The organism is Mycolicibacter minnesotensis, assembly GCF_010731755.1.
GTDB classification, from domain to species: Bacteria; Actinomycetota; Actinomycetes; order Mycobacteriales; family Mycobacteriaceae; genus Mycobacterium; species Mycobacterium minnesotense.
This window is the reverse complement of the sequence record NZ_AP022589.1, coordinates 2,088,180-2,114,561: the sequence shown is the minus strand read 5'-3', so window position 1 is coordinate 2,114,561 and position 26,382 is coordinate 2,088,180. Positions and strand designations below refer to the sequence as shown.

Sequence of the window (26,382 nt, the reverse complement as noted above, 5' to 3'; positions counted from 1 at the left end):
TCTCACGCGATGTCCGACCAGTGGAGCCGGCGCGGCTTCTTCGGCCTCTGCGGCGCGGCTGGTGCCGCCGCACTGCTGACATCCTGCTCATCGAACCAGCCCGGCAACGACGCGGCGCCCGGACCGGTCACCATCAAGCACCTGTTCGGCGAGACGACCGTCCCGGAGCCCCCACGCCGGGTGGTCTGTGCCGGCTACACCGGGCAGGACGACCTGTTGGCCCTGGGCGTCGTCCCGATCGCGGTGACCGAATGGTTCGGGGATCAGCCTTTCGGAGTCTGGCCCTGGGCACGGCGCCAGCTCGGGGACGCCAAGCCGGTAGTGCTGACCTTGGCTGAGGGGATCGCAGTCAAGCCGATCGCCGACCTCAAACCCGATCTGATCATCGCCACGAATGCCGGCGTGGACGCCGATACGTATCAGAAGCTGTCCGCGATAGCACCGACCGTGCCGCAGTCGAGCGGTGAAGCCTTCTTCGAACCCTGGAAGGTTCAGGCCGCCGCCATCGGTACAGCGGTGCATCGCGGTCAGCAGATGCAGTCGCTGGTCGACGGTGTCGATGCCGCGTTCACCGATGTTGCCGCCGCGCACCCCGGGTTTGCCGGGAAGAAGGTGCTGCTGCTGGCCGGGCGCCTCGACCGGGGCGCCGTGAGCGCCGCCACCGGTTGGCGCACGGCATTTCTGGCCCAGATGGGGCTGACTGTCGCCGACGCTGCGCCGCTGATCGACGGTGATCGGCTCGGGCAGACACTGGGCAACGCCGATGTGCTGATCTGGACCACCGATAGCGACGACGAGCGCTCGGCGCTGTTGGCCGACCCCGAGATTGCGGCCTACGAGTCGCGCAGCATCTTCACCACGAAGGAGCAGGCAGGCGCCATCGCGTTTGCCTCACCCCTGAGCTATCCGGTGGTGGCCCGGGAGCTGCCGGCGCTGATCGCCACGATCACTGGCTAGGCGCAACTCTGGAGGTTCGGTAAGACCCCTCTGGCAGCCCCCGCAGAATTGTGTTCTACGTCACTATTTGACGCCGTTGGGGGCTACGGTCGTGGCATGAGCGTGGCATTGGACTTCCCGGGTTTCACCAAGACCGACGCGATCCTGGACTACGGCGACAGCGCCTTGCTGCTGCAGTTCGACTCCACCAGCGACGTTCTGGCCTGGACTGCGGCGCTGCGTTCGGCCGACTTCCCCGGCGTCGTCGACATCGTCCCGGCCTCACACACGGTTTTGGTGAAGGTGGCTTCTCCCCGCTTTCTGCCGGGCATCCGGCATCGGCTGACACACCTGCATGTCGACACCGACGCCGGCGCGGCCCGCGCCCCACACGGCCCCGCGGACGTGATTATCGACGTCGTCTACGACGGGCCGGACCTGACCGAGGTGGCTCAGCGCACCGGCCTCAGTGTCGCCCAGATCATCAACGCCCACACCGCCGCACCGTGGCTGGTCGGGTTCGGCGGCTCCACTCCGGGGTTCGCCTATCTGCTCGGCGGGGATCCCCGACTGCAGGTACCGCGCCGGGCCGAGTTGCGGGCCGCGGTTCCGGCCGGCTCGGTGGCACTGGCCGGCCAGTTCAGCGGTATCTATCCGCGTGAGTGGCCCGGCGGCTGGCAGATCATCGGCCATACCGACGCCGTCTTATGGGACCTGGATCGGCCCGACCCCGCACTGCTGACGCCGGGCCTATCAGTGCAGTTCCGGGCCGCGTGATCGCCATGACCACCACCCTCGAGATCCTGCACACCGGCCCCCTGGCCCTGGTCGAGGACCTGGGCCGGTCCGGCCTCGGACACCTCGGCGTCAGTACCTCCGGCGCAGCCGACCGGCGTTCCCACAAGCTGGCCAACAGGCTGCTCGCCAACCCCGATGATCGGGCCACCATCGAAGTGGCCTTCGGCGGGTTCTCCGCGCGGGTCTGTGGCGGCGATGTCGACATCGCGGTCACCGGCGCCGACACTGATCCTCAGGTCGATGGAGTCACCTTCGGCACCAACAGCATTCAGCGGATCCGCCGCGGCCAGGTCGTGTCGCTGGGGACCCCCCGTTCAGGCCTGCGCACCTACCTGGCGGTGCGGGGCGGCATCGACGTCGCACCGGTGCTGGGTTCACGCAGTTACGACGTGATGGGCGAGATCGGCCCCGCGCCGCTGCGCGACGGCGACGTCCTGCGGGTCGGCGAGCGAACCGGCAACTATGCCGAGATAGACCAGGCACCGGTGGCCACCATCCCCGACGATGTGGTCGAGCTGCGGGTCAGGCCTGGACCGCGCGATGACTGGTTCGTCGACCCGGACATCATGGTGCGTACCAACTGGCTGGTGAGCAACCGCAGCGACCGAGTCGGCATGCGACTGGTGGGAATGCCACTGGAATACCGGTGGCCGGAAAGGCAGTTGCCCGCGGAGGGCACCGACCGGGGCGCCATTCAAATCCTGCCGAACGGCTTCCCGATCATCCTGGGCCCCGACCACCCAGTGACCGGCGCCTACCCGGTGATCGGCGTCGTCGTCGATGACGACCTCGACACGCTGGCCCAGGTCAGACCCGGACAGACCGTGCGGATGCACTGGTCGCGGCCGCGCCAGCACCCCGCGCCGCATTCTGCCTGGTAGGTCGGGTGTCCGGCCAGCTCCACACCGCCCGCCTGATCCATACCAGCGATCTGGATGACGAGACCCGTCGCGGCGCGCAGCGATTGGTCACGGAGTCCTCCGGCGGCACCCTCTCCGACGCCGACTGGCAGCACGCGCTCGGCGGCATGCACGCGTTGATCTGGCATCACGGCACCCTGATCGCCCACGGTTCGGTGATCCGGCGCCAGCTTCTCCACCGCGGTAGATCCCTGCGCTGCGGCTACGTCGAAGCCGTCACGGTGGCGACCGAGCACCGCGGACGAGGCCTGGCCACCGCCGTCCTTCAGGCCTGCGAACAGGTGATCCGGGGCGCCTTCGAACTCGGGGCGCTCAGTTCGCCGGACATCGGCCACCGCCTGTACACCGCGCGCGGATGGTTGCTGTGGCAGGGAGCGACGTCGGTACTGTCACCGTCTGGACCGGCCCGCACCCCCGAGGCGGACGGCTCCGTGTTCGTCATGCCGGTCGGCATCGACCTGGACACCAGCGCCGCGCTCGCGTGTGACTGGCGCGACGGCCACGTCTGGTAGCGCTCGGTTAACGCCCGATGGACGGGCGGTGCACGCCGAGTGGCCGGGCGGCAGACCGTCCAGCCCGGTCGCATCATTGGAGCGTTCATAAGAATCACCCGTGGGATCTACCCACCGGCACGATTATTCATTAACTTAATGTTGCAGTCGGCTCACCCGGGATCCTGCTGCGAGCTGCACATGCACGGTTCGCTTCTCCCCAGAGACAACGCTGCCGCGGCGATGAGCTGCGTGTTCATCGCGCCAGATCTTCCACCGGCCCCCCGCACCCAGGGCACCGATGACGTGGGCCCGGGGCCCGAATTTTTGGCTCCCTGCCACTCTGCTGCCAATCGTCTCCAGGGGCCGACTTCGGCAAGACGCCCGACAAAACGGGACTTATGGTGTGACCGTCGCGGGCTTGCCCTGGCCGCTGTACGAAGAACCCCTGGAGAGACACCACATGCTGTACGAGTTCTGGCACAACTTCACCCACAACTTGTTCAAGCCCCTGCTGCTTTTCTTCTACATGGGGTTCCTCATCCCCCTGCTGCGGATCAAGTTCGAGTTCCCGCAGGTGCTGTATCAGGGCCTGACGTTGTATTTGCTGGTGGCCATCGGCTGGCGTGGCGGTGAAGAGCTCGCCACGCTCGACACATCGAAGATCGGTGGCGTTCTGGGGCTCATCGTGCTGGGTTTCCTGACCAACCTGACTATCGGATTCGTCACCTACGGCCTGCTTGCGCGGATGACCCGCATGCGCCGCATCGATCGGGCCACGGTCGCCGGTTACTACGGCTCGGACTCGGCCGGCACATTCGCGACCTGCGTGGGCGTGCTCGGCACGTTGGACATCGCGTTCGACGCGTACATGCCGGTGATGCTGGCGGTGATGGAGATCCCGGGCTGCCTCGTAGCCCTGATCCTGGTCGCGCGGATTCGGGAGCGCGGCGTGGACGCTTTGGGCAACATGGCCGACGAGCCCGGCTACACCGCGCAGGCCAGTCGGCAGCTGGTCGGGGCCGCCCAGGTGGGCGGAAACGCTTCGACGCGGTACACCCAAGGGGTTCAAGACGAGATCGACCTCTCACTGGAAAGGCTGGAGGGCACCGAGTCGGATACTGCGGCAGCCTCTTCGGCTTCGGCACCGAGCACGCGAGCACTGGCGCGAGAAGTGCTGCTCAACCCAGGACTGTTCCTGTTGTTCGGTGGGATCATGATCGGCTTCGTCAGTCGTCTGCAGGGCGCCTCCGTCATCGAGGACGACGACCGCGTCTTCGTGACGGCATTCCAGGGGATGTTGTGCCTGTTTCTGCTCGAGATGGGAATGACGGCGTCGCGCAAACTCCAGGATCTGCGCAGCGCTGGTCGCGGATTGATCGCGTTCGGACTGTTGGCTCCGAATCTGTTTGCGATGAGCGGGATCATCATCATCCGTATCTATGCCCTGCTTACCGGTACCCACTTCGAGACCGGCAGCTACGTGTTGTTCGCGGTGCTGTGTGGCGCGGCGTCCTACATCGCGGTACCCGCGGTGCAGCGAGCGGCCATACCCGAGGCCAGTCCCACGGTGCCGCTGGCCGCCTCCCTGGGACTCACGTTCTCCTACAACGTGACCATCGGAATTCCGCTGTATCTCCAGTTCGCGAAGGCAGTCGACGGCTGGTTTCCAGTCAGCTGACAGATGTTTCCAACCGAACGCAACGCTTCGTCGCTGAGCTGCTCAGCCAGGCGAAATGCGCTGCGCCTAGGCTAAATACGTGACGCCGGCCACTCCGGCGTCGGCGGTCCATCTCATTTTCAGGTTCTGCTCTGCTGCTTGCCAGATCGGCTCGGTAGGTTCGCACTCCGTCCATCGTGATGCGAGATTCTTCGTATAGCGGTGGTCCCGGAGCCCGAGGAGACCGTATGACCAAGCGCCACATCAGCAATTTCGATCCGGAGGACTGCGCGGCCTGGGAGGCCGGCAATGCCGCGATCGCGCGACGCAACCTCATCTGGTCCACCGCCAGCACGCATGTCGCGTTCTCCATCTGGTCGTTATGGTCGGTGGTGGTGCTGTTCATGCCCGAATCCGTCTACGGCATCAAGGCCGGTGACAAACTTCTGCTGGCGGCGGTCGCCACTCTGGTCGGCGGATGCGCCCGCGTTCCGTACGTGCGGGCCAACGCGAAGTTCGGCGGCCGAGACTGGGCGGTGTTCTCGTCGCTGATTCTCCTGATTCCCACCGTGGGGACGCTGCTGTTGCTCATCAATCCCGGTCAACCGCTCTGGATGTATCTGGTGTGCGCGGCGCTGACCGGATTGGGCGGCGGCAACTACGCCGCGGCGCTGGCCAACGTCGACGCCTTCTACCCGCAACGACTCAAAGGCGTCGCCCTCGGGCTGTGCGGCGGCATAGGCAACCTCGGGGTCGCCGCCATCCAGCTGGTCGGCCTGTTGGTACTGGCCACAGTCGGCAACACCAAGCCCGAACTGGTGTGCGCGATCTACCTGGTACTGCTGGCCGTGATCGGCGTCTGTTCTGCGCTGTGGATGGACAACCTCGACCACGGCGGGCAAGAGGTGGGCGGCATCCGATCGATTCTGTCAGTCCCCGACAGCTGGATCGTTTCGGCGTTGTACTGCGCAGCTTTCGGCTCGTTCATCGGATTCGCCTTCGCCTTCGCCCAGGTACTGCACGCCACCTTCGAGAAAGCCGGCCACAGCCCCGCCGAGGCGGCGCTCTACGCCGCCCGAATCGCTTTTCTGGGGCCCCTATTGGGCGCCCTATCCCGCATCTACGGTGGTCGGGTGGCCGACCGCCGTGGTGGCGGGCGGGTAACCCTGGTGGTGTTCCTCGGCATGATCGTGGCCTCTGCGGTGCTGGTCGTCACCAGCACCATCGATGACCACAACAGTCGCGCTGCTACCTCGACGATCGTGTTCTACATCGCGGCTTTCATGGTGCTGTTCGTTCTGGCCGGGATGGGAAACGGGTCCGTGCTGAAGATGATTCCGTCGATCTTCGAGGCCCGAAGCCGCTCACTGGCTGCCACTGAAGCGGAACGTCGCCATTGGTCCCGTTCGCATTCTGGTGCACTGATCGGGTTCTCCACCGCGGTCGGTGCACTCGGCGGGGTGGCCATCAACCTGATTCTGCGGCAGGCATACGCCAGCTTCGGAAGCGAGACACCGGCGTTCTGGGTGTTCCTGGCGTCCTACTGCGCGGCTGCGGGACTGACATGGGTGATGTACGTCCGCCGGCCTCCGCTGGCACGAGGCTCCCATCGGGCCGCTGGTGCGCAGGACCCCGAGAAGGTGTCGGCGTGATGCGTGATGGACGCCACCGACCCGATGGAGCAACTATTCGGAAATCGGTCGGTAACACCGATGAAATCGGCTGGGGCTACACCTTGTACATGAGTACCGCCGTTAACGCCGCCGGTCACCGGATCGAGATCGAGGAGAGCCGGGTCCTCGTCGACGGTATTGTGATGCCGGTCTCCCCCGCCGGCCTGGCCGCTCTGCGCGTGCTCGCGCAGCGTCCGGGTCACGTGGTTGCTCGCGACACGCTGTTGCGGGCCCTCCCGGGCCGCAGCACCAGCACGCACGCGGTGGAATCCGCGGTGCTGAGGTTACGAACTGCGCTCGGCGACAGCCAGATCGTCGCCACTGTGGTCAAACGCGGGTACCGGTTGGCGGTCGACAGTGAGCAGGGCGTCGCATGACCCCGGTGCTGGTCGCGCATGGCACCCGGGCGCCCGAGGGTGTCGTCATGATCGGAGAGCTGGCCGAACGGGTGGGTTCGCTGCTGGCGCAGCCGGTCAGGGTGGCATTCGTCGACGTGCTGGGACCCAGTCCGGCGGAGGTCCTTGCCGCGGAGGCCGACAGCGGCCGCCCGGCGATACTCGTGCCCGCCTTTCTGGCACGTGGATATCACGTCCGAGTCGACGTACCCACTCACGTCGCGGCCAGCGGACACCCGGACGTCACCCTCACTCCGGCACTCGGACCCGACCCGCGCGTTGCCGCAGTGGTCGCGGCTCGGCTGATTGAATCCGGCTGGCGTGCAGGTAATTCGGTTATTCTCGCGGCAGCGGGATCGTCGGACCCCGCCGCGCGCAATGACCTGATCCGGGCCACCGAGCTGCTGTCTGCGTTGATCGATGCGCCCGTCGAACTGGCTTTCGCAGCAACCGGCGGACCCAGCGTCGCCGAGGCCGTGGCCTGCCTGCGCAGCCGCCGCCCGGGCCGTGTCGCCGTGGCGTCTTACCTACTGGCCGACGGCCTGTTTCAGCGCCGTCTGTATGCCGCCGGCGCAGATCTGGTGACCAAGCCACTGGGCACCCATCCCGGGATCGCCCGTATCGTCGCCGACCGGTTCATCACCGCTCAACCACGGGTCTCGGTGCGCTGAACCTGCTCCCTCGACCGCCGGCAGGAGCGCCGGCATCGTGTCGGACCGGCTACCCCGGGGCGCCTTCCACGCGTGGTGAGTAGACGCCGTCCCCACTGCGGCACGTCAGCTCCGTGAGGAGAAGTTCACGGGCGGGTCATTTCGGGCAGCATGGCGGTAACGAAAGATTTCTACCGTGACTTCATGGCGCGTTCACACGTAATCACAAGGTGGGATCCTGAAGACACCGTGGCCTGGACGGCCGGTAACGACAAGATCGCTCGGCGGAATCTGATCTGGTCGACCATCGCCGAACACGCCGGTTTCTCGATCTGGTCGATCTGGTCGGTCATGGTGCTGTTCATGCCTGAAGCGGTCTACGGCTTCACCGCCGGCGACAAGTTCCTGCTGGCGGCCACCGCCACCCTGGCCGGCGGCGTGCTGCGCATCCCCTACTCGCTGGCCACTGCCGCGTTCGGCGGCCGGAACTGGACGATCTTCTCGGCGCTGGTCCTGTTGGTTCCCACCGTCGGGATGATGGGCCTGCTGGCGCATCCCGGCCTGCCCCTGTGGCCCTACCTGGTGTGCGCGGCCCTGACCGGTCTGGGCGGCGGCAACTTCGCGGCCTCGATGACCAACGTGAATGCCTTCTACCCACACCGGCTCAAGGGTTGGGCGCTGGCGGTCAACGCCGGTGGCGGCAACCTGGGTGTGCCCCTGATCCAGCTGGTCGGCCTGGCGGTGCTGGCCACCGCCGGTAACCGACAGCCGTACTGGGTATGTGCGATCTACCTGGTGGTGCTCGCGGTAGCTGCCATCGGCGCGGCGCTGTTCATGGACAACCTCGACGGTCAGAAGGCCGACCTGACGGCGATGCGGTCGATTCTTCCCGAACTCGACACCTGGATCGTCGCCCTGCTCTACATCGGGACGTTCGGCTCGTTCATCGGATTCTCCTTCGCGTTTGGTCAGGTGCTGCAGATCAGCTTCGTCGGGGGCGGCCAAAGCCCCGCGTCGGCTTCCCTGCACGCGGCCCAGATTGCGTTCTTGGGGCCGCTTCTGGGGTCACTGTCCCGGATTGTCGGCGGCCGCCTGGCGGATCGGCTCGACGGCAGTCGCGTCACGCTGGCGGCCTTCGGCGGCCTGTTCGCGGCCTCAGGACTTCTCGTCGCCGTGAGCACCATCGACGGCAACCGCAGCGGCCCCACATCCGGGGCGATCATGGTCGGCTACGTGATCGGCTTTGTGGCGCTGTTCATCGTTTCCGGAATCGGCAACGGCTCGGTGTACAAGATGATCCCTTCGGTCTTCGAGGCGCGCAGTCACCGCCTGGGCATGCGCGAAACCGATCGACGGCAATGGGCGCGCGCCATGTCCGGGGCGTTGATCGGATTCGCCGGTGCCATCGGCGCCCTCGGCGGCGTAGGGATCAACCTGGCGCTGCGCCAGTCGTACATGACCAGCGGCTCGGCCACTGCGGCTTTCTGCATCTTCCTGGTGGGTTACGTCGTCGCCGGGGCGCTGACGTGGCTGCGATATGTGCGTCGGCCGATCTACGTCGTACAGCCCGCGAAGCCCGCGCTGGCCGCGATGGCTACGGCATAACGTGGCCGGCTCTCTCTGCGGCTACCGCGTCGCGGTGACATCAGCGCGACGCGCGGACGAGCTCGCCAACCTGCTTCGGCGCCACGGCGCCACGGTCTGCGCGTCCCCGGCCATCACCATGATCGATCTGACCGACGACGTCGCGCTGCGCGGGCGTACCGAATCCTTGATCGAGGCGCCGCCCGACGTGCTCGTGGTGACGACCGCGATGGGCTTCCGCGGCTGGATCGGGGCCGCACACCGATGGGGTCTGGCCGAGCAGCTGATCGCGGCCTTGTCCACCGCGCGGATCGTGGCGCGCGGCCCCAAAGCGGTGGAAGCGTTGCGCACCGTCAGCCTGCCCGAGGAGTGGTCCCCCGATTCCGAGTCATCTGCGGCCATCGCCGACTATCTCAAGTCCGATATCGCCGGTGCCCGCATCGCGGTTCAGCTGCACGGCACCACCGGTGACTGGGATCCGGTACCGGAGCTGCTAGAGCAGTTCCGCAAAGCCGGAGCCGAGGTGCTGCCCATCCCGGTCTACCGGTGGCGGCCGGCCCGGCCCGGCGGTGAGTTCGACAAGCTGGCGATCCAGATTTCGCAGCGGCAGTTCGACGCGGTCAGCTTCACCTCCGCGGCGGCTGTCATGGCGACGCTGACTCGTGCGGCCGAACTGGGTATCTCCGACGCCTTGTTGCGCGCACTGCGATCCGACGTACAGGCCATGTGCATCGGGCCGTTGACGGCGCGGCCACTGGAACTGTTGGGTGTTCCGACCTCGGCGCCGAAGCGGATGCGGCTGGGGGCGTTGGCCCGACACATCGCCGATGAGTTGCCGCGACTGCGCACCCACATCATCTCCGCGGCCGGTCACCGTATCGAGATCAGCGGCAGCGGAGTCTCGGTCGACGGGGTGTCCAGGCCGGTCTCGCCGGCGGGCATGGCCACACTGCGCGCACTGGCGCACCAGCCGGGCAGAGTCGTCTCACGCGAGACGCTTCTAGCGGCACTGCCTGGCCACGGGGCCAACACCCACGCGGTGGAGACCGCTGTGCTGCGGCTGCGCACCAGCCTGGGCGACAAGAACATCATCGCCACCGTCGTCAAACGGGGATACCGCTTGGCGGTGGATCAGGCGGACATGGATCTGAGCATGGGCCAGGCGGCCGGCTAGGCGACAGCCCTCTGGGGACCGACCTGGCCGACCTGCACATAGCCGTCCGGGGTGATCCGGGTCGGGTACACCCGCACCGACACCTCGGGGTCATCCAGGCAGCTGCCGTCGTCGAGGGCGAACGCCTGCTTCTTCAACGGCGAGATGACCGACAGCCGCCCGCCACGGTCGCCGACGATCCCGCGGGACATGACCGCCGCCCGGAAGAACGGATCGATGTTGCACACCGCGCGGATCGAGCCGTCGTCCAAGCGAAACAGTGCGGCCTGCTTGCCGTCGGCCAGCAACACACCGACACCGAGTCCGGGCAGCAGACTGTCGTAATGGCAAGCGGTGGTCCAGGTTTCGATGTTGCTGTTGTTCATGATTCCTCCTTAGATGAACGCAGGACTGGGACGGGTAAAGGGACTTTGCGCCCGTCGCGCACCGTGAACGCGACGGTGGGGTCCTCGGCGTCGGGGGCGTTGACGAACGACACGAACCGCGACAACTTCTCCGGATCGTCGAGAACCCCCTTCCATTCGTCGGTGTAGTTGTCGACGTGGCGGGCCATCTCGGACTCGAACTCCTCGGCCAGCCCCAACGAGTCGTCGCAGACGACATCGCGGACGTGGTCGAGGCCGCCTTCGATCGACTCGATCCACGGCGCGGTGCGCTGCAACCGGTCGGCAGTGCGGATGTAGAACATCAGGAATCGGTCGACGTAGCGAAACACCGTCTCGGTGTCGAGGTCGCTGGCGAGCAGCTGGGCGTGCTTGGGCGACATCCCCCCGTTGCCTCCGACATAGAGATTCCAGCCGACTTCGGTGGCGATCACGCCGACGTCTTTGCCGCGCGCCTCGGCGCACTCCCGAGCGCAGCCGGACACCCCCATCTTGATCTTGTGCGGCGCACGCAGCCCGCGGTAGCGCAGCTCCAAGTCGATGGCCATCTTCACGGAGTCCTGCTGCCCATAGCGACACCAATCACTACCGACGCAGCTTTTGACCGTCCGCAGCGACTTGCCGTAGGCCTGACCAGATTCCATTCCGGCGTCGACCAACTTGCGCCAGATGGGAGGTAGTTGGTCCACCCGGGCACCGAACATGTCGATGCGCTGTCCGCCGGTGATCTTCGTGTATAGGCCGAACTCCTGGGCGATCTGACCTATCAGGATCAGGTGTTCGGGCTTGATCTCACCCCCGGGAACCCGCGGAACGACCGAGTAGCTGCCGTTGCGCTGAATGTTGGCCAGGAAGTGGTCGTTGGTGTCCTGTAGGGCAGCCTGCTCACCGTCGAGGATGTGCTCGGAGCCGGTGGACGCCAAGATCGAGGCGACGGTGGGCTTGCAGATATCGCAGCCGTGGCCGGTGCCGAACCGATCCAGCAGGTCGGAGAAGGTACGAATACCGGTGACCTGCACGATCTGGAACAGCTCGGCGCGCGACTGGGCGAAGTGCTCGCACAGCGCCTTGGACTGCTCCACCCCCTCGGCCACCAGCAGTTCTTTGAGCAGCGGGATGCACGATCCGCAGGAGGTCCCTGCCTTGGTGCAGCCCTTGAGGCTCTGCACATCGTGGCAACCGCCGCCGATCGCCTCGCACAGCTGCTCTTTGGTGACGTTGTTGCAGGAGCAGATCTGCGCCGCACCGGGCAGCGCGCTGATCCCCAAGGTGGTCTTGCCTTCACCCGCGCCGGCCGGTGCGATCAGGTCCAGCGGGTCGCCGGGCAGTTCGGCGCCGACCATCGGACGCAAGACGCCGTAAGACGATGCGTCGCCCACCAGAATCCCGCCGAGCAGCGTCTTCGCGTCGTCGGACAGCACCAGCTTGGCGTAGGTTCGCTTCACCGGATCGTTGATCACCACCGACAGGGAATTCTCGGTGGCTCCCATCGCGTCCCCGAAGCTCGCGACGTCGACGCCGAGCAACTTGAGCTTGGTCGACATATCGGCCTCACCGAATTCTGCCGAGCCGTCGAGCAGCCGGTCGGCGACCACCTCTGCGCTGGTGTAGCCAGGTCCCACCAAGCCGTAGCAGACGCCTTCGATGGCGGCGACCTCGCCGATCGCGTAGACATCGGATTGGCTTGTCCGACAGGAGAGGTCGGTCAAGACCCCGCCCCGATCGGCGACTGCCAGTCCGGCCTCACGAGCCAGCTCGTCACGGGGGCGGACACCGGCGGCGAAGATCACCAGACCGGCCTCGATCGCGGTGCCATCGGACAGGCGCACCCGCAGGCTCGGCGACCCGTGCTCGTGGGTGAGCTGCTCGATCGCCTCGGTGCCGACGCCGACGTGCACCGCGATGCCCAGATCCGAGATCATCCGGCTCAGCAGCACCCCACCGGCATCGTCGAGCTGCTGCGGCATCAGCCGCGGTGCCATCTCGACGATGTGCGGTTCGACCCCGGAGGCGCGCAACGCGTTCGCCGCTTCCAGACCCAGCAGTCCGCCGCCGATCACCACTCCGGCGCGACTGTTGCCGACTTCGAGCATGCATTCGATGTCGGCCCGGATCCCGTCCAGATCATCCAGGGTTCGATAAACGTGGCAACCGGGCAGATCGTGGCCGGGGACCGGCGGTACGAATGCACGCGATCCCGTCGCCAGTACCAGGGTGTCGTAGCCGTAGCGCCGACCGTCCGCGGCGACCACCGACTTGTCGGAGAGGTCGAGGCGGGCGACTCGGGTGCTCAGTAGCAGCCGCACCTGTTCGTCGCCGGCGTAGTCGTTGCCGGGCAGCGCCAGCCGCGTCCTGTCCCAGCCGTCGGTGTAGGAGGTCAGCCCGACGCGGTCGTAGGCGGGATCGGCCTCCTCGGCAAGCACCGTGACCCGCCAGTTCTCGTCGCCTGACCTGCTACGGAGCGCCTCCACGAAGCGGTGGCCCACCATGCCGTGGCCGACCACCACAAGGTCCCTGACGGCGCGCGGCGTTTCGATCGTGGTCATACAAAAAAGATTAGGCAATCAATCATTGCTGGTATATCGCTCTACGTTACAAATGCGTGAAGGTGTGCTCACGCAAATGTGACCCAGGTCACACCGAAGGGCATATGCGCTGGTGTTCACCCATGGCGAACGCGGAACTTTAGCGCGGTCGACTCAAGTTCTACTCGGTGACGGACCGGCACCAGACCGGCACGCGGCAATCACCTCAAAGGAGAGACCCATGAGCACTCTGACACTCTGGCAGCGTCCACTCAAGCCCGCCTCCGACACCGACCGTTGGGTCCGAGACTTCTTCGGCCCGGCCACGGCCAACGACTGGCGATCGCCCGCTTCGAGCGGACTACACCCGGCCGCCGAGATCATCAAGGACGGCGACGACGCGGTGGTCCGGCTGGAGCTACCCGGCATCGACGTCGACAAGGACGTGACGATCGAATTGGGCGGTGGTCGACTGGTGATCCACGGCGAACGCCGCGACGAGCATGCCGACACCGAGGGCGACACCCACCGCACGCTTCGCGAGGTGCGCTACGGCGCGTTCCGCCGCTCGTTCGCAGTTCCCGCGAACGTCACCGGCGAAGCCGTCTCTGCGTCCTATGACGCCGGCGTTCTGACGGTGCGGGTAGCGGGCGTGTACGCCGGCAGCCAGCCGCAGCGGATCACCATCACCAAGTAGCCCGGCACCGCCACACCGGCCCGAAAGCCCCCGCACACACCTGCGTTCGGGGGCTTTTCGGCGCCCAACACGTCCCGCGGACAACGTGATCTGTCTCACGTTCGGTTCCAGATGTGACTAGCATCGGGTGGACGTACTGTGAGCTGTACCACCCGAGGAGGCCTGGTGTCGAGCACTACCGAACTCGCCGAACTGCACACCCTGATTGGTGACCTGCGGCGCTGCGTGCTGGGGCTGAAGACCCGCGTCGGTGACATTCCCGGAATGCGCCGCATAGAACTGGACGCCGAACGCATCCTCACCGATGTCCAGCTCCTCGAATCGGATGCCGGAGAGATGGACTTGGAGCGCTGGGCGGCCGAGCGGTCGCACGAGAAGGTCACCATCCCCGACACCGAGTACGACAGCGAATTCTGGCGCGACGTCGACGACGAGGGCGTCGGCGGCCAAGGCAGGTACTGAACCCACCGGGTGCTGCTTGTCGATAAGGGGCGCCCTCCGACGAACTCCAGCCGAAGGGAACCCCACCAGATGAGCGCACCCGCCGTGAATCGTCCCGGCCCCGGCGTCTTCTCGGCGACGCGCGCACGGATCGCCAATCGGACGCTGCGGACCGACCGCTGGTGGCTCTCCCCGCTGAGGATCGACCTGGGCTTCGCCGCCTTCCTCATCTATGCGACGGCCCGCGGGTTTCAGCAGAACCACTACTTCGTCGAGAAATACCACTACCTGACACCGTTCTATTCGCCCTGCGTCAGCCAAGGCTGCCTCCCCGAGGCCAGCGAGTTCTGGCCACGCTTCCTGCCCGATGTGTGGTGGCTTCCCTACGCGGCGATGTCGTTGCCGTTCCTGTTGCTTTTCCGGCTGACCTGCTATTACTACCGCGGTGCCTACTACCGGACGGTCTGGCAGTCGCCCACGTCGTGCGCCGTCCCCGAGCCCCGCGCCCATTACACCGGGGAGACCCGGTTTCCGCTGATCATCCAGAACAGCCACCGCTACTTCTTCTACATCGCCGCCGTCATCTCCGTCATCAACACCAACGATGCGATCGGGGCATTCCACTCCGACACCGGCCCACATGGCTTCGGCTTCGGACTGGGCAATCTCATTCTGGTGGGCAACGTCGCGATGCTGTGGACGTACACCTTGTCTTGCCATTCGTGCCGGCACGTGTTCGGCGGGCGCCTCAAGCACTTCTCCAAACACCCAGTGCGGTACTGGATGTGGTCACAGATCAGCAAGATCAACGTGCATCACAAGCAGTTCGCCTGGATCACACTGGGCACCCTGATGCTGACCGACTTCTACATCATGCTGGTCGCCAGCGGCACCATCAGCGACCTGCGATTCATTGGCTGACAAGCGTTTTCGAAGTGTCAACTCATAGACGAGTGAGGATTCATGGTTGAAGTCGAACGGCACTCCTACGACGTAGTCGTGATCGGTGCCGGCGGCGCTGGCCTGCGCGCGGTCATCGAAGCCCGTGAGCAGGGCCTGAGCGTCGCGGTGGTGTGCAAGTCGCTGTTCGGTAAGGCACACACCGTGATGGCCGAGGGTGGCTGCGCAGCGTCGATGGGCAATGTCAACTCCAAGGACAACTGGCAGGTGCACTTCCGCGACACCATGCGCGGCGGGAAGTTCCTGAACAACTGGCGGATGGCCGAACTGCACGCCCGGGAAGCACCGGAGCGGGTCTGGGAGTTGGAGACCTACGGCGCCCTGTTCGACCGCACTCCCGACGGCAAGATCAGCCAGCGCAACTTCGGTGGCCACACCTACCCACGGCTGGCACACGTCGGAGACCGCACCGGGCTGGAGTTGATCCGCACCATGCAGCAGAAAGTGGTCTCGCTGCAGCAGGAGGACTACGCCCAGTTCGGTGACTACGAAGCGCGGATCAAGATCTTCCACGAATGCACCATCACCGAACTGCTCAAGGACGAAGCGTCCGGCGCCGTTTCGGGCGCCTTCGGCTACTGGCGCGAAAGCGGCAACTTCGTGTTGTTCGAGGCACCGGCGATCGTGCTGGCCACCGGCGGGATCGGCAAGTCCTTCAAGGTGACGTCGAACTCCTGGGAGTACACCGGAGACGGACACGCGTTGGCGCTGCGGGCCGGCGCAACACTGATCAACATGGAGTTCGTTCAGTTTCACCCGACCGGCATGGTGTGGCCACCCAGCGTGAAGGGAATTCTGGTCACCGAAGGCGTACGTGGCGACGGCGGCGTGCTCAAGAACTCCGACGGCACCCGGTTCATGTTCGACTACATCCCGCCGGTGTTTAAGGGCCAATACGCCGAAACCGAGCAAGAGGCCGACCAGTGGCTCAAAGACAACGACTCGGCTCGTCGGACCCCAGACCTGCTGCCGCGCGATGAGGTGGCCCGCGCGATCAACTCCGAAGTCAAGGCCGGGCGCGGCTCGCCGCACGGCGGGGTGTTCCTCGACATCGCCTCGCGGCTGACCGCTGAGGAGATCAAGCGGCGACTGCCCTCGATGTACCACCAGTTCATGCAGCTCGCCGAAGTCGACATCACCAAGGATGCGATGGAAGTCGGGCCCACCTGCCACTACGTGATGGGTGGTATCGAGGTCGACCCGGACACGGGCGCCGCAGCGGTACCCGGGCTGTTCGCCGCCGGCGAATGCTCCGGCGGAATGCACGGATCCAACCGGTTGGGCGGCAACTCCCTGTCAGATCTGCTGGTGTTCGGTCGCCGGGCGGGGTTGGGTGCGGCGCAGTATGTTCAGGCGCTACCGGCTCGACCGGCGGTGACCCCGGCAGCATTGGAAGCCGCGGCCCAATTGGCGCTGGCACCGTTCGACGGGCCGGCCGGCGGCGGTAACCCGGAGAATCCCTACACGCTGCATTCCGACCTGCAACAGTCGATGAACGATCTGGTCGGCATCATCCGCAACGCGGGCGAGTTGGAGCAGGCGCTGGTTCGCATCGAGGAGTTCAAAGCCCGGTTCGCCGCCGTGGCGGTCGACGGCGGACGCCACTACAACCCGGGCTGGCACCTGGCGATTGACCTGCGCAACATGCTGCTGGTCAGCGAATGCGTGGCTAAGGCCGCGCTGCAGCGCACCGAGAGCCGCGGCGGGCACACCCGAGACGACCACCCGGGCATGGACTCCAGCTGGCGCAAGACCCTGCTGGTCTGCCGGGCTTCGGACGACCGCGTCGTACCCGACATCACGGTCACACCCGAGGCCCAGACCGGGATGCGCGAGGACCTGCTGGAGCTGTTCGAGATCTCCGAGCTGGAGAAGTACTACACCGACCAAGAGCTGGCGCAACATCCGGGACGGAGAGCGTAATGACATACAACGCGCAGCTGCGAGTCTGGCGCGGTGACGTCGACGGCGGTGAACTGCAGGATTTCGAGGTCGAGGTCAACGAGGGTGAGGTGGTGCTCGACGTCATCCACCGGCTGCAGGCGACCCAGACACCGGACCTGGCGGTGCGCTGGAACTGCAAGGCCGGCAAATGCGGATCATGTTCGGCCGAGATCAACGGCCTTCCCCGGCTGATGTGCATGACACGGATGTCGACGTTCGACCCGGAGCAGACGATCACGGTGACTCCGGTCCGAACCTTCCCGGTGGTTCGCGACCTGGTCACCGACGTCTCGTTCAACTATCAGAAGGCCCGCGAGATGCCGGCTTTCAAGCCCCCGGCCGATCTCAAGCCCGGCGAGTACCGCATGCAGCAGGTGGATGTGGAGCGCTCGCAGGAGTTCCGTAAGTGCATCGAATGCTTTCTGTGCCAAAACGTCTGCCACGTCATCCGCGACCATGAGGAGAACAAGCAGCAGTTCTCCGGACCGCGCATGTTCATCCGGCTGGCGGAGTTGGATATGCACCCACTGGACACCGCCGACCGGCGCGACTTCGGCCAAGACGAGGCCGGACTCGGATTGTGCAACATCACCAAATGCTGCACCGAGGTCTGTCCGGAACACATCACGATCACCGACAACGCCATCATTCCGATGAAGGAGCGGGTGGCCGGAAACCGCTATGACCCGGTCGTCTGGCTAGGCCGAAAGATCTTCCGGCGCAAAGCAGACTGACTCGGTAAGGCGGGAACCGGCGTGCTCGCGCGTGGCGGCTACTCCGGCATCGGCGGCCAACCGCCTGCCTGATGCAGCAGTGCGATGAAGGCATCTGCGACGCCGGGCGCCGCCGCAATCAGTACCTCCCCGCTGTCGACGTCCGGGCTGGGCAGCACCACCCGCGCACCCGCCTCGGCCGCGATCAGCGCGCCGGCGGCGTAGTCCCAGGGCTTGGTCCCATGCTCGAAGTAGGCATCGAGGCGCCCCGCGGCGACCATGCACAGGTCCAGTGCGGCCGATCCGATCCGGCGCACGTCACGGACCACCGGCAGCAGCCGGGTGAGCAGCTCCGCCTGAGCGGCTCTGCGCCGGGGGGAATAGCCGAAGCCAGTGCCCAGCAACGCCAGTGACAGCTCACTGACATCGGTGCACCGCAGCCCAACCGAGCCGTTCCGATCGAGCACCTGGGCACCCAATCCGGCGGCGGCAGAGTAGATCCGGCCACCCACCACATCGGCGACCGCGCCGGCCACTGACACCCCACCGATCTGCGCCGCCACCGAGACCGCGTATGCCGGGACGTCGTACATGAAATTGACGGTGCCGTCGATCGGGTCGACCACCCAGGTCACAAGGTCGGGCTCGTGGCCGGTGGAACCGCCGCCCTCTTCGCCCAGCACCGCATCGCCGGGTCGCAGCACGGACAGCCGGTCCCGAATGAAGCTCTCGGTCTCGGTGTCGACCACGGTCACCGGGTCAGTCGGGGTGCTCTTCGTCTGGACCAGCCCAGGCGAATTCTCGGCACCCGGGGCGCCGAACACCTCGGCGCGCCGACACCGTACGAATTCCGCGGCCTCGGTCACCAATGTTTCGGCGATGATCCTCAACTCGACCGGGTCACTGCTATGCGGAGCCATCTGCCCATCGCAGCACATCTGTGGCGATCGCCGCACCTTCGCCGGCGCCGCGACGGGGGCCTAACCTCCGAGCCGGCGAAAGCCGCTGCGGTGAAAGACGATCGGCGCGATCTCGGGATCCACGGTGAGTTCACACACTCGCAGCACCACGATGGTGTGGTCGCCGGCGGGGACCAACTGTTCGATCGAGCTGCCCAGCCACACCCCGGTGCCCTTGATGAACACCGCTCCATCGTTGGTCACCGTCTCCAACCCGGCGAATCGATCACCGGTCTTGGCGGCCAGGGTGCGGGCCGCCACGTCGTGCGCCTCGCCGAGCACGCTGATACCCAACCGCGGCGAGTCCTGGAGCTTCGGCCACGTGCTCGAGGAGTTCTGCACGCAGAAGGACACCAATGGGGGCTCCAACGAGACCGGTACGAAGGTGCTGGCTGCCAGGCCGACCCGAACACCGTCGATCTCGGCGGCCACCGCCACCACCCCGGTAGGGAAATGCCCGAACGCTTCCCGAAGCGAGGTGGGGGTCAGCGGGGTCAGCTTGCTCTCGGAACTCACGTGGGGATTCACCGGGGACCCATTCGGCTCGTCTGGTCTGTGGTTTTCGCCCCGAACCCTACCCGCCGGGCCCGTGGCCTCGGCAGATGGGCCGTTGACGACCAGATTCCCGGGCGGAGACCAACCGGTTGGTTACCCGATCGAAGGACGTAGCTCACATCAGCTTGCACTATGGCTACTGGCGAGTATATTTCAGGTTACGTTACTGGTGGGTAACTTAATCCCGAGTACCCAACCATCAAGTGGCATTCCATGAGGAGGAAGTAGTGAGCCACTACAAGAGCAATGTCCGCGACCAGGTCTTCAACCTGTTCGAGGTATTCGGCCTGGACCAGGCATTCGGCCAGGGCAATTTCAGTGACCTGGACCTCGAGACCGCCCGGGAGATGCTCAACGAGATGGTCCGGCTGGCCGAGGGGCCGATCGCCGAGTCCTTCGTCGACGGTGACCGCAACCCGCCGGTATTCGACCCGGAGACCCACACGGTCAAACTGCCGGAGTCCTTCAAGAAGTCCGTGCGAGCCAACCTCGACGGCGGCTGGGACCGGATCGGTGTCATTGAAGAACTGGGCGGCGTACCGATGCCCAGGGCACTGATGTGGGCGTTGCAGGAGCACATCCTGGGCGCCAACCCCGCGATCTGGATGTACGGCGGCGGCGCTGGCTTCGCCAACATCTTCTACAACATCGCCACCGAGGAACAGAAGAAGTGGGCCGTCCTCGCCGCCGAACGCAGCTGGGGCTCGACCATGGTGCTGACCGAGCCGGACGCCGGTTCGGATGTGGGTGCCGGCCGCACCAAAGCCGTCCAGCAGGAAGACGGCTCGTGGCACATCGACGGTGTGAAGCGATTCATCACCTCGGCCGATTCCGATGACCTGTTCGAGAACATCTTCCACCTGGTGCTGGCGCGTCCCGAGGGCGCCAAGCCCGGCACCAAGGGACTGTCGTTGTTCTTCGTACCGAAATTCCTGTTCGACTTCGAAACCGGTGAGCTTGGGGAACGCAACGGGGCCTTCGTCACCAACGTCGAGCACAAGATGGGCCTGAAGGTTTCGGCCACCTGTGAACTGACCTTCGGCCAGCACGGCGTGCCGGCCAAGGGCTGGCTGGTGGGCGACGTGCACAACGGGATTGCGCAGATGTTCGAGGTTATCGAGCAGGCCCGAATGATGGTGGGCACCAAAGCCATCGCCACCCTGTCCACCGGCTACCTCAACGCACTGGAGTACGCCAAGGAGCGGGTCCAGGGCGCCGATCTGACCCAGATGACCGACAAGTCCGCGCCCCGGGTGACCATCACCCACCACCCGGACGTCCGACGGTCGCTGATGACTCAGAAGGCCTACGCCGAAGGACTGCGGGCGCTGTACATGTTCACCGCCACCTTCCAGGACTCCGACGTGGCCAAGATCCTGCACGGGGTGGACTCCGACCTGGCCGTAAAGATCAACGACCTGATGCTGCCGATCGTCAAGGGTGTCGGGTCCGAACAGGCCTACGCCAAGCTCACCGAGAGCCTGCAAACCCTGGGCGGCTCCGGCTTCCTGCAGGACTACCCGATCGAGCAGTACATCCGTGACGCCAAGATCGACTCGCTCTATGAAGGCACCACAGCGATCCAGGCACAGGACTTCTTCTTCCGCAAGATCATCCGCGACAAGGGCGCCGCACTAGGCCACGTCGCAGGCGAGATCGAAGCCTTCATCTCCAATGAGACGGGCAACGGTCGACTGAAGGCCGAACGCGAACTGCTGGCGACCGCGCTGGCCGACGTGCAGGGCATGGCGGCGACGCTGACCGGCTACCTGATCGCCGCGCAGGAGGACATCTCCAGCATCTACAAGGTCGGCCTGGGCTCGGTCCGCTTCCTGATGAGCGTGGGCGACCTCATGATCGGCTGGCTGCTGACCCGCCAGGCCGCGGTGGCGGTGGAGAAGCTCGACGCCGGCGCCCAAGGCGCCGACCGGTCCTTCTACGAGGGCAAGATCGCGGTGGCGTCGTTCTTCACCAAGAACTTCCTGCCGCTGCTGACCAGCACCCGCACGGTGCTGGAGAACATCGACAACGACATCATGGAGCTCGACGAAGCAGCGTTCTAAAGCGCTGAGCACAGACCGCGCAGGCCCCCGGGGAGACCCCTTGGGGGCCTGCTGCATTTCCGGGCTGGGGCTCGGTCGATGCGGCTTGTCCTGATCTGTGGGATGTATGGCGTAGACGCCATCGCGCCCGGGGCCGACACTGGTGCAATGACACGCACCGTGGTCATCCTCGGCTATCCCGGCATCCAGGCTCTCGACGTCTTCGGGCCCGCGGAGGTCTTCGCCACCGCGACGCTCGTACTCTTCGGTCAGGGCCGCGGCGAGGATGGCTACGGGGTCACGGTGGCCAGCGTCGACGGCGCGCCGATCGCCACCAGCGGGGGACTGACCCTTTCTCCCGGGCCGCTGCCATCCCCCGGCGAGCCCATAGACACCCTGGTGCTCCCCGGCGGCATCGGCGTCCAAGCAGCGCAGGCGGACGCACAGACCGTGGCATGGCTCCGCCGCTCCTCGATGCACACCCGGCGCGTGGTCAGCGTGTGTACCGGGGCGTTCCTGGCCGCGCAGGCGGGCCTGCTCGACGGATGCCGGGCCACCACACACTGGGCGTTCGCCGACGCGCTGGCTCGCGAGTTTCCGGCGGTCACCGTCGACCCCGAGCCCATTTTCGTCCGGAGTTCGGAGTCGGTGTGGACCGCGGCGGGCGTCGCCGCGGGGATCGATCTGGCACTGGCGCTGGTCGAAGAAGACCACGGGACCGAGGTGGCACAGACCACGGCGCGCTGGATGGTGTTGTATCTACGCCGCCCCGGCGGCCAGTCCCAGTTTGCGGCACCGGGATGGCTGCCACGTTCCCGGCGCACCCCGATCCGCGATGTGCAGGAGCTGATCGAATCCGAACCCGGTGGCCCGCACCGAATCAGCGACCTCGCGGCCCGGGCCGCGATGAGTCCCCGGCACTTCACCCGGGTATTCACCGACGAGGTAGGTATGGCGCCGGGCGCCTACGTGGAGCGAGTGCGTACCGAAGCCGCGCGCCGGCAGCTCGAGGAGACCGACGACACCGTCGTCGCGATCGCCGGACGCTGCGGATTCGGCACCGCAGAAACCCTACGACGGACTTTCATTCGCCGACTCGGCGTCTCACCCGACCACTACCGCAAGACGTTCGCCTGAAAGGAACACCCATGCAGATCGCCGTCGTGCTCTATCCCGGCTTCACCGCGCTGGACTTCATCGGCCCCTACGAGGCCCTGCGCTGGCTCCCCGACACAGAGGTGCACTTCGTGTGGCACCAGCCCGGCCCGATCACCGCCGACTCGGGAGTCCTCGTGGTCGGTGCGACGCATTCCTTCGCCGAAACTCCCGCCCCCGACGTGATCGTGATTCCCGGCGGGATGACGACCATGGAGCATGCCCGCGACGAGAAGCTGCTGGACTGGGTCCGCTCGGCCCACCGGACGGCGACGTGGACGGCATCGGTCTGCTCGGGTTCGATCGTGCTGGGCGCTGCCGGGTTGCTCACTGGCAGGCGCGCAACCTCGCATTGGATGGCGCTACCGGCTCTGAAGGCCTTCGGCGCCACCGCGGTCGGAGACGAGCGCATCGTGCACGAGGGGAACATCGTCACCTGCGCCGGGGTGTCAGCCGGCATCGACCTCGGGTTGTGGCTGGCCGGCCAGATCGGTGGTGAGGGCCGTGCCAAAGCGATCCAGCTGTCGATGGAGTACGACCCGCAGCCGCCGTTCGACTCCGGCCACATGTCCAAAGCCACGGCGCAGACCAAGGCGGCGGCCACCGCACTCATGGTCAGGGAAGTGGCGAAGCCGGCACAGTTGAAGGCGAGCGCACTGCTGCTGTGGGACCGGGCCATCGGCGCCGCCCGCGGCCGACGGGGCCAAATGACCCGCCGTTGAATCCCCTCAGTTCAACGGCGAGCCACCGGCGGGCTGCACCGCGGTGCCGCTGGGGGCAGACGACCTCACGAAGCCGACCACAGCCTCTGCAGTACCCGGCTTCGCCGTCGGTCAAACCACAATCGGGAACAGCCGGGCGCTACCCCTCAAGGATGGCGGCGACGCCCTGTCCTCCGGCGGCGCAGATCGAGATCAGCGCGCGCACCGGCTTGTTCTTCGCGGCACCCTTCTTGGCGGCCTTGGCCTCGGCGATCTGCTTGGCCGCCTGCGCCACGATCCGACCACCGGTGGCCGCGAACGGGTGCCCAGCCGCCAGGGATGAGCCGTTGACGTTGAGCTTGGAGCGGTCGATGGCACCCAGCGCCGAATCCAGTCCCAGCCGCTGGGTGCAGTACTCGTCGGACTCCCACGCCTGCAGGTGGCACAGCACCGTGGAGGCGAACGCTTCGTGGATCTCGTAGAAGTCGAAGTCCTGCAGGGTCAGACCGTTGCGTGCGAGTAGTCGCGGCACCGCGTAGGTCGGGGCCATCAGCAGGCCGTCGGCGCCATTGACGTAGTCCACCGCGGCGGTCTCGGCGTCGACGAAATACGCCAGCGGAGTCAGATTGCGCGCGGCGGCCCACTCCTCGCTGGCCAGCAGCGCCACCGACGCACCGTCGGTGAGCGGGGTGGAGTTGCCCGCGGTCATGGTGGCGTCACCGGCCTTGGCGCCGAACACCGGCTTGAGCGTGGCGAGCTTCTCCGGGCTGGATTGAGGCCGCAGGTTGTCGTCGCGGTAGAGCCCCTGGAACGGCGTCACGAGGTCATCGAAGAAGCCGCGGTCATAGGCGGCGGCCATGTTGCGGTGGCTGGCTGCGGCCAGTTCGTCCTGGTCGACCCGCTTGATGCCCATCTGCTTTGTGGTGATGGCCTGGTGATCCCCCATCGACAGGCCGGTGCGAGTCTCCTTGTTGGCCGGAATCTCCACCCCCAGCGCGGCGGGCAGCTTGCCGACGAGCTTCAGGCGCGCCACGTTGGACTTCGACCGGCGCAGTGCAAGCAGCGTGCGGCGCAGTTCATTGCCGATTGCCAGGGGCGCATCCGAGGTGGTGTCCACCCCGCCGGCGGCGGCCACCTCATAGCGACCGGCGACGATTCCGTCGGCGGCGCAGATCGCCGCCTGCAGCCCGGTGCCGCAGGCCTGCTGCAGGTCGAACGCCTGCGTGTAGGGCGACAGCGCAGAGCCGAGCACCGATTCGCGGATCAGGTTGAAGTCGCGGCTGTGCTTGAGCACCGCCCCGCCGATCACCGCGTCCAGCTTCTCGCCGGCCAGGCCGAACCGATCGATGAGGCCGCCCAGCGCTGCGGTGAACATGTCCTGGTTGGACGCGTTCGCGTAGGCGCCGTCGGAGCGCGCGAACGGAATGCGATTGCCCCCGAGGACGGCGACACGGCGTCGCGTGCCGGCGGTTGCCTCGGCAGTTTTAGCAGCAGATGCAGATGCCACGATCTCTCGTCTCTGATGGTGGGTCCCCCGCATTGCCGGGGACGGTCGGCCTGATACTACCCAGTATTCTTACTCTGGAGTAAGTTCGTTGTCGACACCGTGGCCCGCACCAGGCACGTCCCCACATGGAAGGCAGCACCATGCCCCCCAAGGCCCCCAAGCTCTCCTCGGACCTGTTGTCCCAGATCCTGGGCTCGACCCCCGGATCGTTTCTGTCCAAGCAGCTCGGCGTTCCGCAGGCCGAGACCCTGCGCCGTTACCGGGTCGGCGAGCCGGCCCTGGCCGGACCCCTGCTGATCGGCGGGTCAGGCCGGGTGGTCGAGCCACTACGCGCCGCACTGGCCGACGACTACGAGCTGGTGGGCGACAACCTGGGCGGCCGTTGGGCCGACTCGTTCGGCGGGCTGGTCTTCGACGCCACCGGCATCACCTCCCCCGCCGGGCTGACCGCGCTGCATGAGTTCTTCACCCCGCTGCTGCGCAATGTGGGCCGCTGCGGCCGGCTGGTCGTCATCGGCACCACCCCTAAGGAGACCGGTAGCGCCGACGAGCAGATTGCCCAGCGCGCGCTGGAGGGCTTTACCCGCTCGTTGGGCAAGGAACTGCAGCGCGGCGCCACGGTGCAGCTGGTGTACCTGTCGCCGGACGCCAAGCCCGGAGCCAGCGGCCTGGAGTCGACGCTGCGATTCATCCTCTCGGCCCGCTCTGCCTACGTCGACGGCCAGGTGTTCTACGTGGGCGCCGACGACTCGACGGCCCCCGCCGACTGGGACCGGCCGCTGGAGGGCAAGGTCGCGATCATCACCGGCGCGGCGCGCGGCATCGGTGCCACCATTGCCGAGGTGTTCGCCCGTGACGGCGCCAAGGTGGTGGCGATCGACGTGCCGCAGGCCGCCGAGGCACTGGAGAAGACGGCCTCCCGAGTGGGCGGCACCGCGCTGGCCCTGGATGTCACCGCCGACGACGCGGTGGATCAGATCGCCGCACACCTCGCCGAGCACCACGGGGGCAAAGCCGACGTGCTGGTCAACAACGCCGGCATCACTCGTGACAAGTTGCTGGCCAACATGGACGACGCTCGGTGGAACGCGGTCCTGGCCGTCAACCTGCTCGCGCCGCAGCGTCTCACCGAGGGCTTGGTCGCAGGCGGCAGCATCGGTGAGGGCGGCCGGGTGATCGGCCTGTCGTCGATGGCCGGGATCGCCGGCAACCGCGGCCAGACCAACTACGCGGCCACCAAGGCCGGCATGATCGGCCTAACCGAAGCGCTGGCTCCGACGCTGGCTAAGAAGGGCATCACGATCAATGCCGTCGCCCCGGGGTTCATCGAGACCGAGATGACGGCAGCGATCCCGCTGGCCACCCGCGAGGTAGGCCGTCGGCTCAACTCGCTGTTCCAGGGTGGTCAGCCCGTCGATGTCGCCGAGTTGATCGGCTACTTCGCCAGCCCGGCATCGAACGCGGTGACCGGCAACACCATCCGGGTCTGCGGCCAAGCCATGCTGGGGGCGTGAGTCGG

Annotated in this window: 23 protein-coding genes and 1 pseudogene; 19 read left to right on the top strand and 5 right to left on the bottom strand. The window is 66.4% G+C overall.

The window, feature by feature from the left end; translation table 11 throughout:
* Positions 1-9 precede the first annotated feature (9 nt).
* The 10 genes and pseudogenes from G6N09_RS09785 (at position 10) to G6N09_RS09740 (ending at position 10,281) form a co-directional block, all read left to right on the top strand.
* Positions 10-957 carry an ABC transporter substrate-binding protein gene (locus tag G6N09_RS09785; protein ID WP_083026512.1) on the top strand — a complete coding sequence of 316 codons (948 nt, stop codon included), beginning with the start codon at positions 10-12 and terminating at the stop codon, positions 955-957.
* A gap of 96 nt (positions 958-1,053) precedes the next feature.
* On the top strand, positions 1,054-1,713 hold the full coding sequence (locus tag G6N09_RS09780; protein WP_083026510.1) for a 5-oxoprolinase subunit B family protein: 660 nt from the start codon (positions 1,054-1,056) through the stop codon (positions 1,711-1,713).
* Between the two features lie 5 nt (positions 1,714-1,718).
* On the top strand, positions 1,719-2,615 hold the full coding sequence (locus G6N09_RS09775) for a 5-oxoprolinase/urea amidolyase family protein (RefSeq protein WP_083026581.1): 897 nt from the start codon (positions 1,719-1,721) through the stop codon (positions 2,613-2,615).
* Positions 2,616-2,620: 5 nt separating this feature from the next.
* The gene (locus tag G6N09_RS09770) at positions 2,621-3,166 is read left to right on the top strand and encodes a GNAT family N-acetyltransferase (protein ID WP_083026509.1); all 546 of its coding nucleotides are present in this window, start codon (positions 2,621-2,623) and stop codon (positions 3,164-3,166) included.
* Between the two features lie 442 nt (positions 3,167-3,608).
* Positions 3,609-4,826: a sodium-dependent bicarbonate transport family permease gene (locus G6N09_RS09765; protein WP_083026579.1), complete on the top strand. Its 1,218-nt coding sequence runs from the start codon at positions 3,609-3,611 to the stop codon at positions 4,824-4,826.
* A gap of 227 nt (positions 4,827-5,053) precedes the next feature.
* Positions 5,054-6,457 (top strand): MFS transporter, encoded by a 1,404-nt coding sequence (locus tag G6N09_RS09760; protein ID WP_083026508.1) that lies wholly within the window; start codon positions 5,054-5,056, stop codon positions 6,455-6,457.
* A 101-nt stretch (positions 6,458-6,558) separates the two neighbouring features.
* Positions 6,559-6,855: pseudogene (locus G6N09_RS09755) on the top strand (winged helix-turn-helix domain-containing protein); the annotation flags it as partial.
* Positions 6,852-7,544, top strand: a complete 693-nt coding sequence (locus tag G6N09_RS09750) for a sirohydrochlorin chelatase (RefSeq protein WP_083026507.1) — start codon at positions 6,852-6,854, stop codon at positions 7,542-7,544. The pseudogene G6N09_RS09755 and the gene G6N09_RS09750, both read left to right, overlap by 4 nt.
* Before the next feature lie 183 nt (positions 7,545-7,727).
* Positions 7,728-9,128, top strand: a complete 1,401-nt coding sequence (locus tag G6N09_RS09745; protein WP_083026574.1) for a nitrate/nitrite transporter — start codon at positions 7,728-7,730, stop codon at positions 9,126-9,128.
* Between the two features lie 34 nt (positions 9,129-9,162).
* Positions 9,163-10,281: a uroporphyrinogen-III synthase gene (locus G6N09_RS09740; RefSeq protein ID WP_234807041.1), complete on the top strand. Its 1,119-nt coding sequence runs from the start codon at positions 9,163-9,165 to the stop codon at positions 10,279-10,281.
* Here G6N09_RS09740 and nirD read toward each other — a convergent pair.
* Positions 10,278-10,646 carry a nitrite reductase small subunit NirD gene (gene nirD / locus G6N09_RS09735; protein WP_083026504.1) on the bottom strand — a complete coding sequence of 123 codons (369 nt, stop codon included), beginning with the start codon at positions 10,644-10,646 and terminating at the stop codon, positions 10,278-10,280. The two genes, G6N09_RS09740 and nirD, sit on opposite strands and share 4 nt — an antisense overlap.
* Positions 10,643-13,210 carry a nitrite reductase large subunit NirB gene (nirB, locus tag G6N09_RS09730; RefSeq protein WP_083026502.1) on the bottom strand — a complete coding sequence of 856 codons (2,568 nt, stop codon included), beginning with the start codon at positions 13,208-13,210 and terminating at the stop codon, positions 10,643-10,645. Before nirB ends, nirD begins: the two co-directional genes overlap by 4 nt.
* A gap of 220 nt (positions 13,211-13,430) precedes the next feature.
* Between nirB and G6N09_RS09725 the strand changes: the two genes are divergently transcribed.
* The 5 genes from G6N09_RS09725 to G6N09_RS09705 all read left to right on the top strand — a co-directional run bounded on the left by G6N09_RS09725 (position 13,431) and on the right by G6N09_RS09705 (position 17,965).
* Complete coding sequence (locus G6N09_RS09725) at positions 13,431-13,886, top strand: Hsp20/alpha crystallin family protein (protein ID WP_083026498.1); 456 nt, start codon at positions 13,431-13,433, stop codon at positions 13,884-13,886.
* 165 nt (positions 13,887-14,051) lie between these two features.
* A complete protein-coding gene (locus tag G6N09_RS09720; protein WP_083026571.1) occupies positions 14,052-14,348 on the top strand; it encodes an Rv0250c family protein in 297 nt (98 codons plus the stop codon).
* 69 nt (positions 14,349-14,417) lie between these two features.
* Positions 14,418-15,248 carry a succinate dehydrogenase subunit SdhC gene (locus G6N09_RS09715; protein WP_046188671.1) on the top strand — a complete coding sequence of 277 codons (831 nt, stop codon included), beginning with the start codon at positions 14,418-14,420 and terminating at the stop codon, positions 15,246-15,248.
* Positions 15,249-15,290: 42 nt separating this feature from the next.
* Positions 15,291-17,210 carry a fumarate reductase/succinate dehydrogenase flavoprotein subunit gene (locus G6N09_RS09710; RefSeq protein WP_083026495.1) on the top strand — a complete coding sequence of 640 codons (1,920 nt, stop codon included), beginning with the start codon at positions 15,291-15,293 and terminating at the stop codon, positions 17,208-17,210.
* Positions 17,210-17,965, top strand: coding sequence for a succinate dehydrogenase/fumarate reductase iron-sulfur subunit (locus G6N09_RS09705; RefSeq protein WP_083026493.1), 756 nt, complete (start codon positions 17,210-17,212; stop codon positions 17,963-17,965). The genes G6N09_RS09710 and G6N09_RS09705 overlap by 1 nt, the downstream gene beginning before the upstream one ends.
* Positions 17,966-18,003: 38 nt before the next feature.
* Here G6N09_RS09705 and G6N09_RS09700 read toward each other — a convergent pair whose 3' ends face one another.
* The gene (locus G6N09_RS09700) at positions 18,004-18,864 is read right to left on the bottom strand and encodes an inositol monophosphatase family protein (protein WP_083026491.1); all 861 of its coding nucleotides are present in this window, start codon (positions 18,862-18,864) and stop codon (positions 18,004-18,006) included.
* Positions 18,865-18,924: 60 nt separating this feature from the next.
* Complete coding sequence (locus G6N09_RS09695; RefSeq protein WP_109558949.1) at positions 18,925-19,401, bottom strand: flavin reductase family protein; 477 nt, start codon at positions 19,399-19,401, stop codon at positions 18,925-18,927.
* A gap of 284 nt (positions 19,402-19,685) precedes the next feature.
* On the opposite strand from G6N09_RS09695, the gene G6N09_RS09690 reads away from it, so the two are divergent.
* From G6N09_RS09690 to G6N09_RS09680, 3 genes are all read left to right on the top strand, one after another.
* Entirely contained in the window at positions 19,686-21,521 is a 1,836-nt protein-coding gene (locus G6N09_RS09690) for an acyl-CoA dehydrogenase (protein ID WP_083026485.1), read from the top strand.
* A 147-nt stretch (positions 21,522-21,668) separates the two neighbouring features.
* Complete coding sequence (locus tag G6N09_RS09685; RefSeq protein WP_083026568.1) at positions 21,669-22,637, top strand: GlxA family transcriptional regulator; 969 nt, start codon at positions 21,669-21,671, stop codon at positions 22,635-22,637.
* A gap of 11 nt (positions 22,638-22,648) precedes the next feature.
* Complete coding sequence (locus G6N09_RS09680; protein WP_083026483.1) at positions 22,649-23,377, top strand: DJ-1/PfpI family protein; 729 nt, start codon at positions 22,649-22,651, stop codon at positions 23,375-23,377.
* 139 nt (positions 23,378-23,516) lie between these two features.
* Here the strand turns inward: G6N09_RS09680 and G6N09_RS09675 are convergent, their stop codons facing one another.
* The gene (locus tag G6N09_RS09675; RefSeq protein WP_083026481.1) at positions 23,517-24,896 is read right to left on the bottom strand and encodes an acetyl-CoA C-acetyltransferase; all 1,380 of its coding nucleotides are present in this window, start codon (positions 24,894-24,896) and stop codon (positions 23,517-23,519) included.
* A gap of 107 nt (positions 24,897-25,003) precedes the next feature.
* Here G6N09_RS09675 and G6N09_RS09670 point away from each other — a divergent pair, with 107 nt between their 5' ends.
* On the top strand, positions 25,004-26,377 hold the full coding sequence (locus G6N09_RS09670) for a 3-oxoacyl-ACP reductase (RefSeq protein ID WP_083026566.1): 1,374 nt from the start codon (positions 25,004-25,006) through the stop codon (positions 26,375-26,377).
* Positions 26,378-26,382: the final 5 nt, after the last annotated feature.

Bases quoted from the DNA above. Each gene is read 5' to 3' on its own strand.
- G6N09_RS09785 (WP_083026512.1), top strand. From the start codon at position 10: ATGTCCGACCAGTGGAGCCGGCGCGGCTTCTTCGGCCTCTGCGGCGCG.
- G6N09_RS09780 (WP_083026510.1), top strand. From the start codon at position 1,054: ATGAGCGTGGCATTGGACTTCCCGGGTTTCACCAAGACCGACGCGATC.
- G6N09_RS09775 (WP_083026581.1), top strand. From the start codon at position 1,719: ATGACCACCACCCTCGAGATCCTGCACACCGGCCCCCTGGCCCTGGTC.
- G6N09_RS09765 (WP_083026579.1), top strand. From the start codon at position 3,609: ATGCTGTACGAGTTCTGGCACAACTTCACCCACAACTTGTTCAAGCCC.
- G6N09_RS09760 (WP_083026508.1), top strand. From the start codon at position 5,054: ATGACCAAGCGCCACATCAGCAATTTCGATCCGGAGGACTGCGCGGCC.
- G6N09_RS09750 (WP_083026507.1), top strand. From the start codon at position 6,852: ATGACCCCGGTGCTGGTCGCGCATGGCACCCGGGCGCCCGAGGGTGTC.
- G6N09_RS09745 (WP_083026574.1), top strand. From the start codon at position 7,728: ATGGCGCGTTCACACGTAATCACAAGGTGGGATCCTGAAGACACCGTG.
- nirD (WP_083026504.1), bottom strand. From the start codon at position 10,646: ATGAACAACAGCAACATCGAAACCTGGACCACCGCTTGCCATTACGAC.
- nirB (WP_083026502.1), bottom strand. From the start codon at position 13,210: ATGACCACGATCGAAACGCCGCGCGCCGTCAGGGACCTTGTGGTGGTC.
- G6N09_RS09725 (WP_083026498.1), top strand. From the start codon at position 13,431: ATGAGCACTCTGACACTCTGGCAGCGTCCACTCAAGCCCGCCTCCGAC.
- G6N09_RS09715 (WP_046188671.1), top strand. From the start codon at position 14,418: ATGAGCGCACCCGCCGTGAATCGTCCCGGCCCCGGCGTCTTCTCGGCG.
- G6N09_RS09710 (WP_083026495.1), top strand. From the start codon at position 15,291: ATGGTTGAAGTCGAACGGCACTCCTACGACGTAGTCGTGATCGGTGCC.
- G6N09_RS09705 (WP_083026493.1), top strand. From the start codon at position 17,210: ATGACATACAACGCGCAGCTGCGAGTCTGGCGCGGTGACGTCGACGGC.
- G6N09_RS09700 (WP_083026491.1), bottom strand. From the start codon at position 18,864: ATGGCTCCGCATAGCAGTGACCCGGTCGAGTTGAGGATCATCGCCGAA.
- G6N09_RS09685 (WP_083026568.1), top strand. From the start codon at position 21,669: ATGACACGCACCGTGGTCATCCTCGGCTATCCCGGCATCCAGGCTCTC.
- G6N09_RS09680 (WP_083026483.1), top strand. From the start codon at position 22,649: ATGCAGATCGCCGTCGTGCTCTATCCCGGCTTCACCGCGCTGGACTTC.
- G6N09_RS09675 (WP_083026481.1), bottom strand. From the start codon at position 24,896: ATGCGGGGGACCCACCATCAGAGACGAGAGATCGTGGCATCTGCATCT.
- G6N09_RS09670 (WP_083026566.1), top strand. From the start codon at position 25,004: ATGCCCCCCAAGGCCCCCAAGCTCTCCTCGGACCTGTTGTCCCAGATC.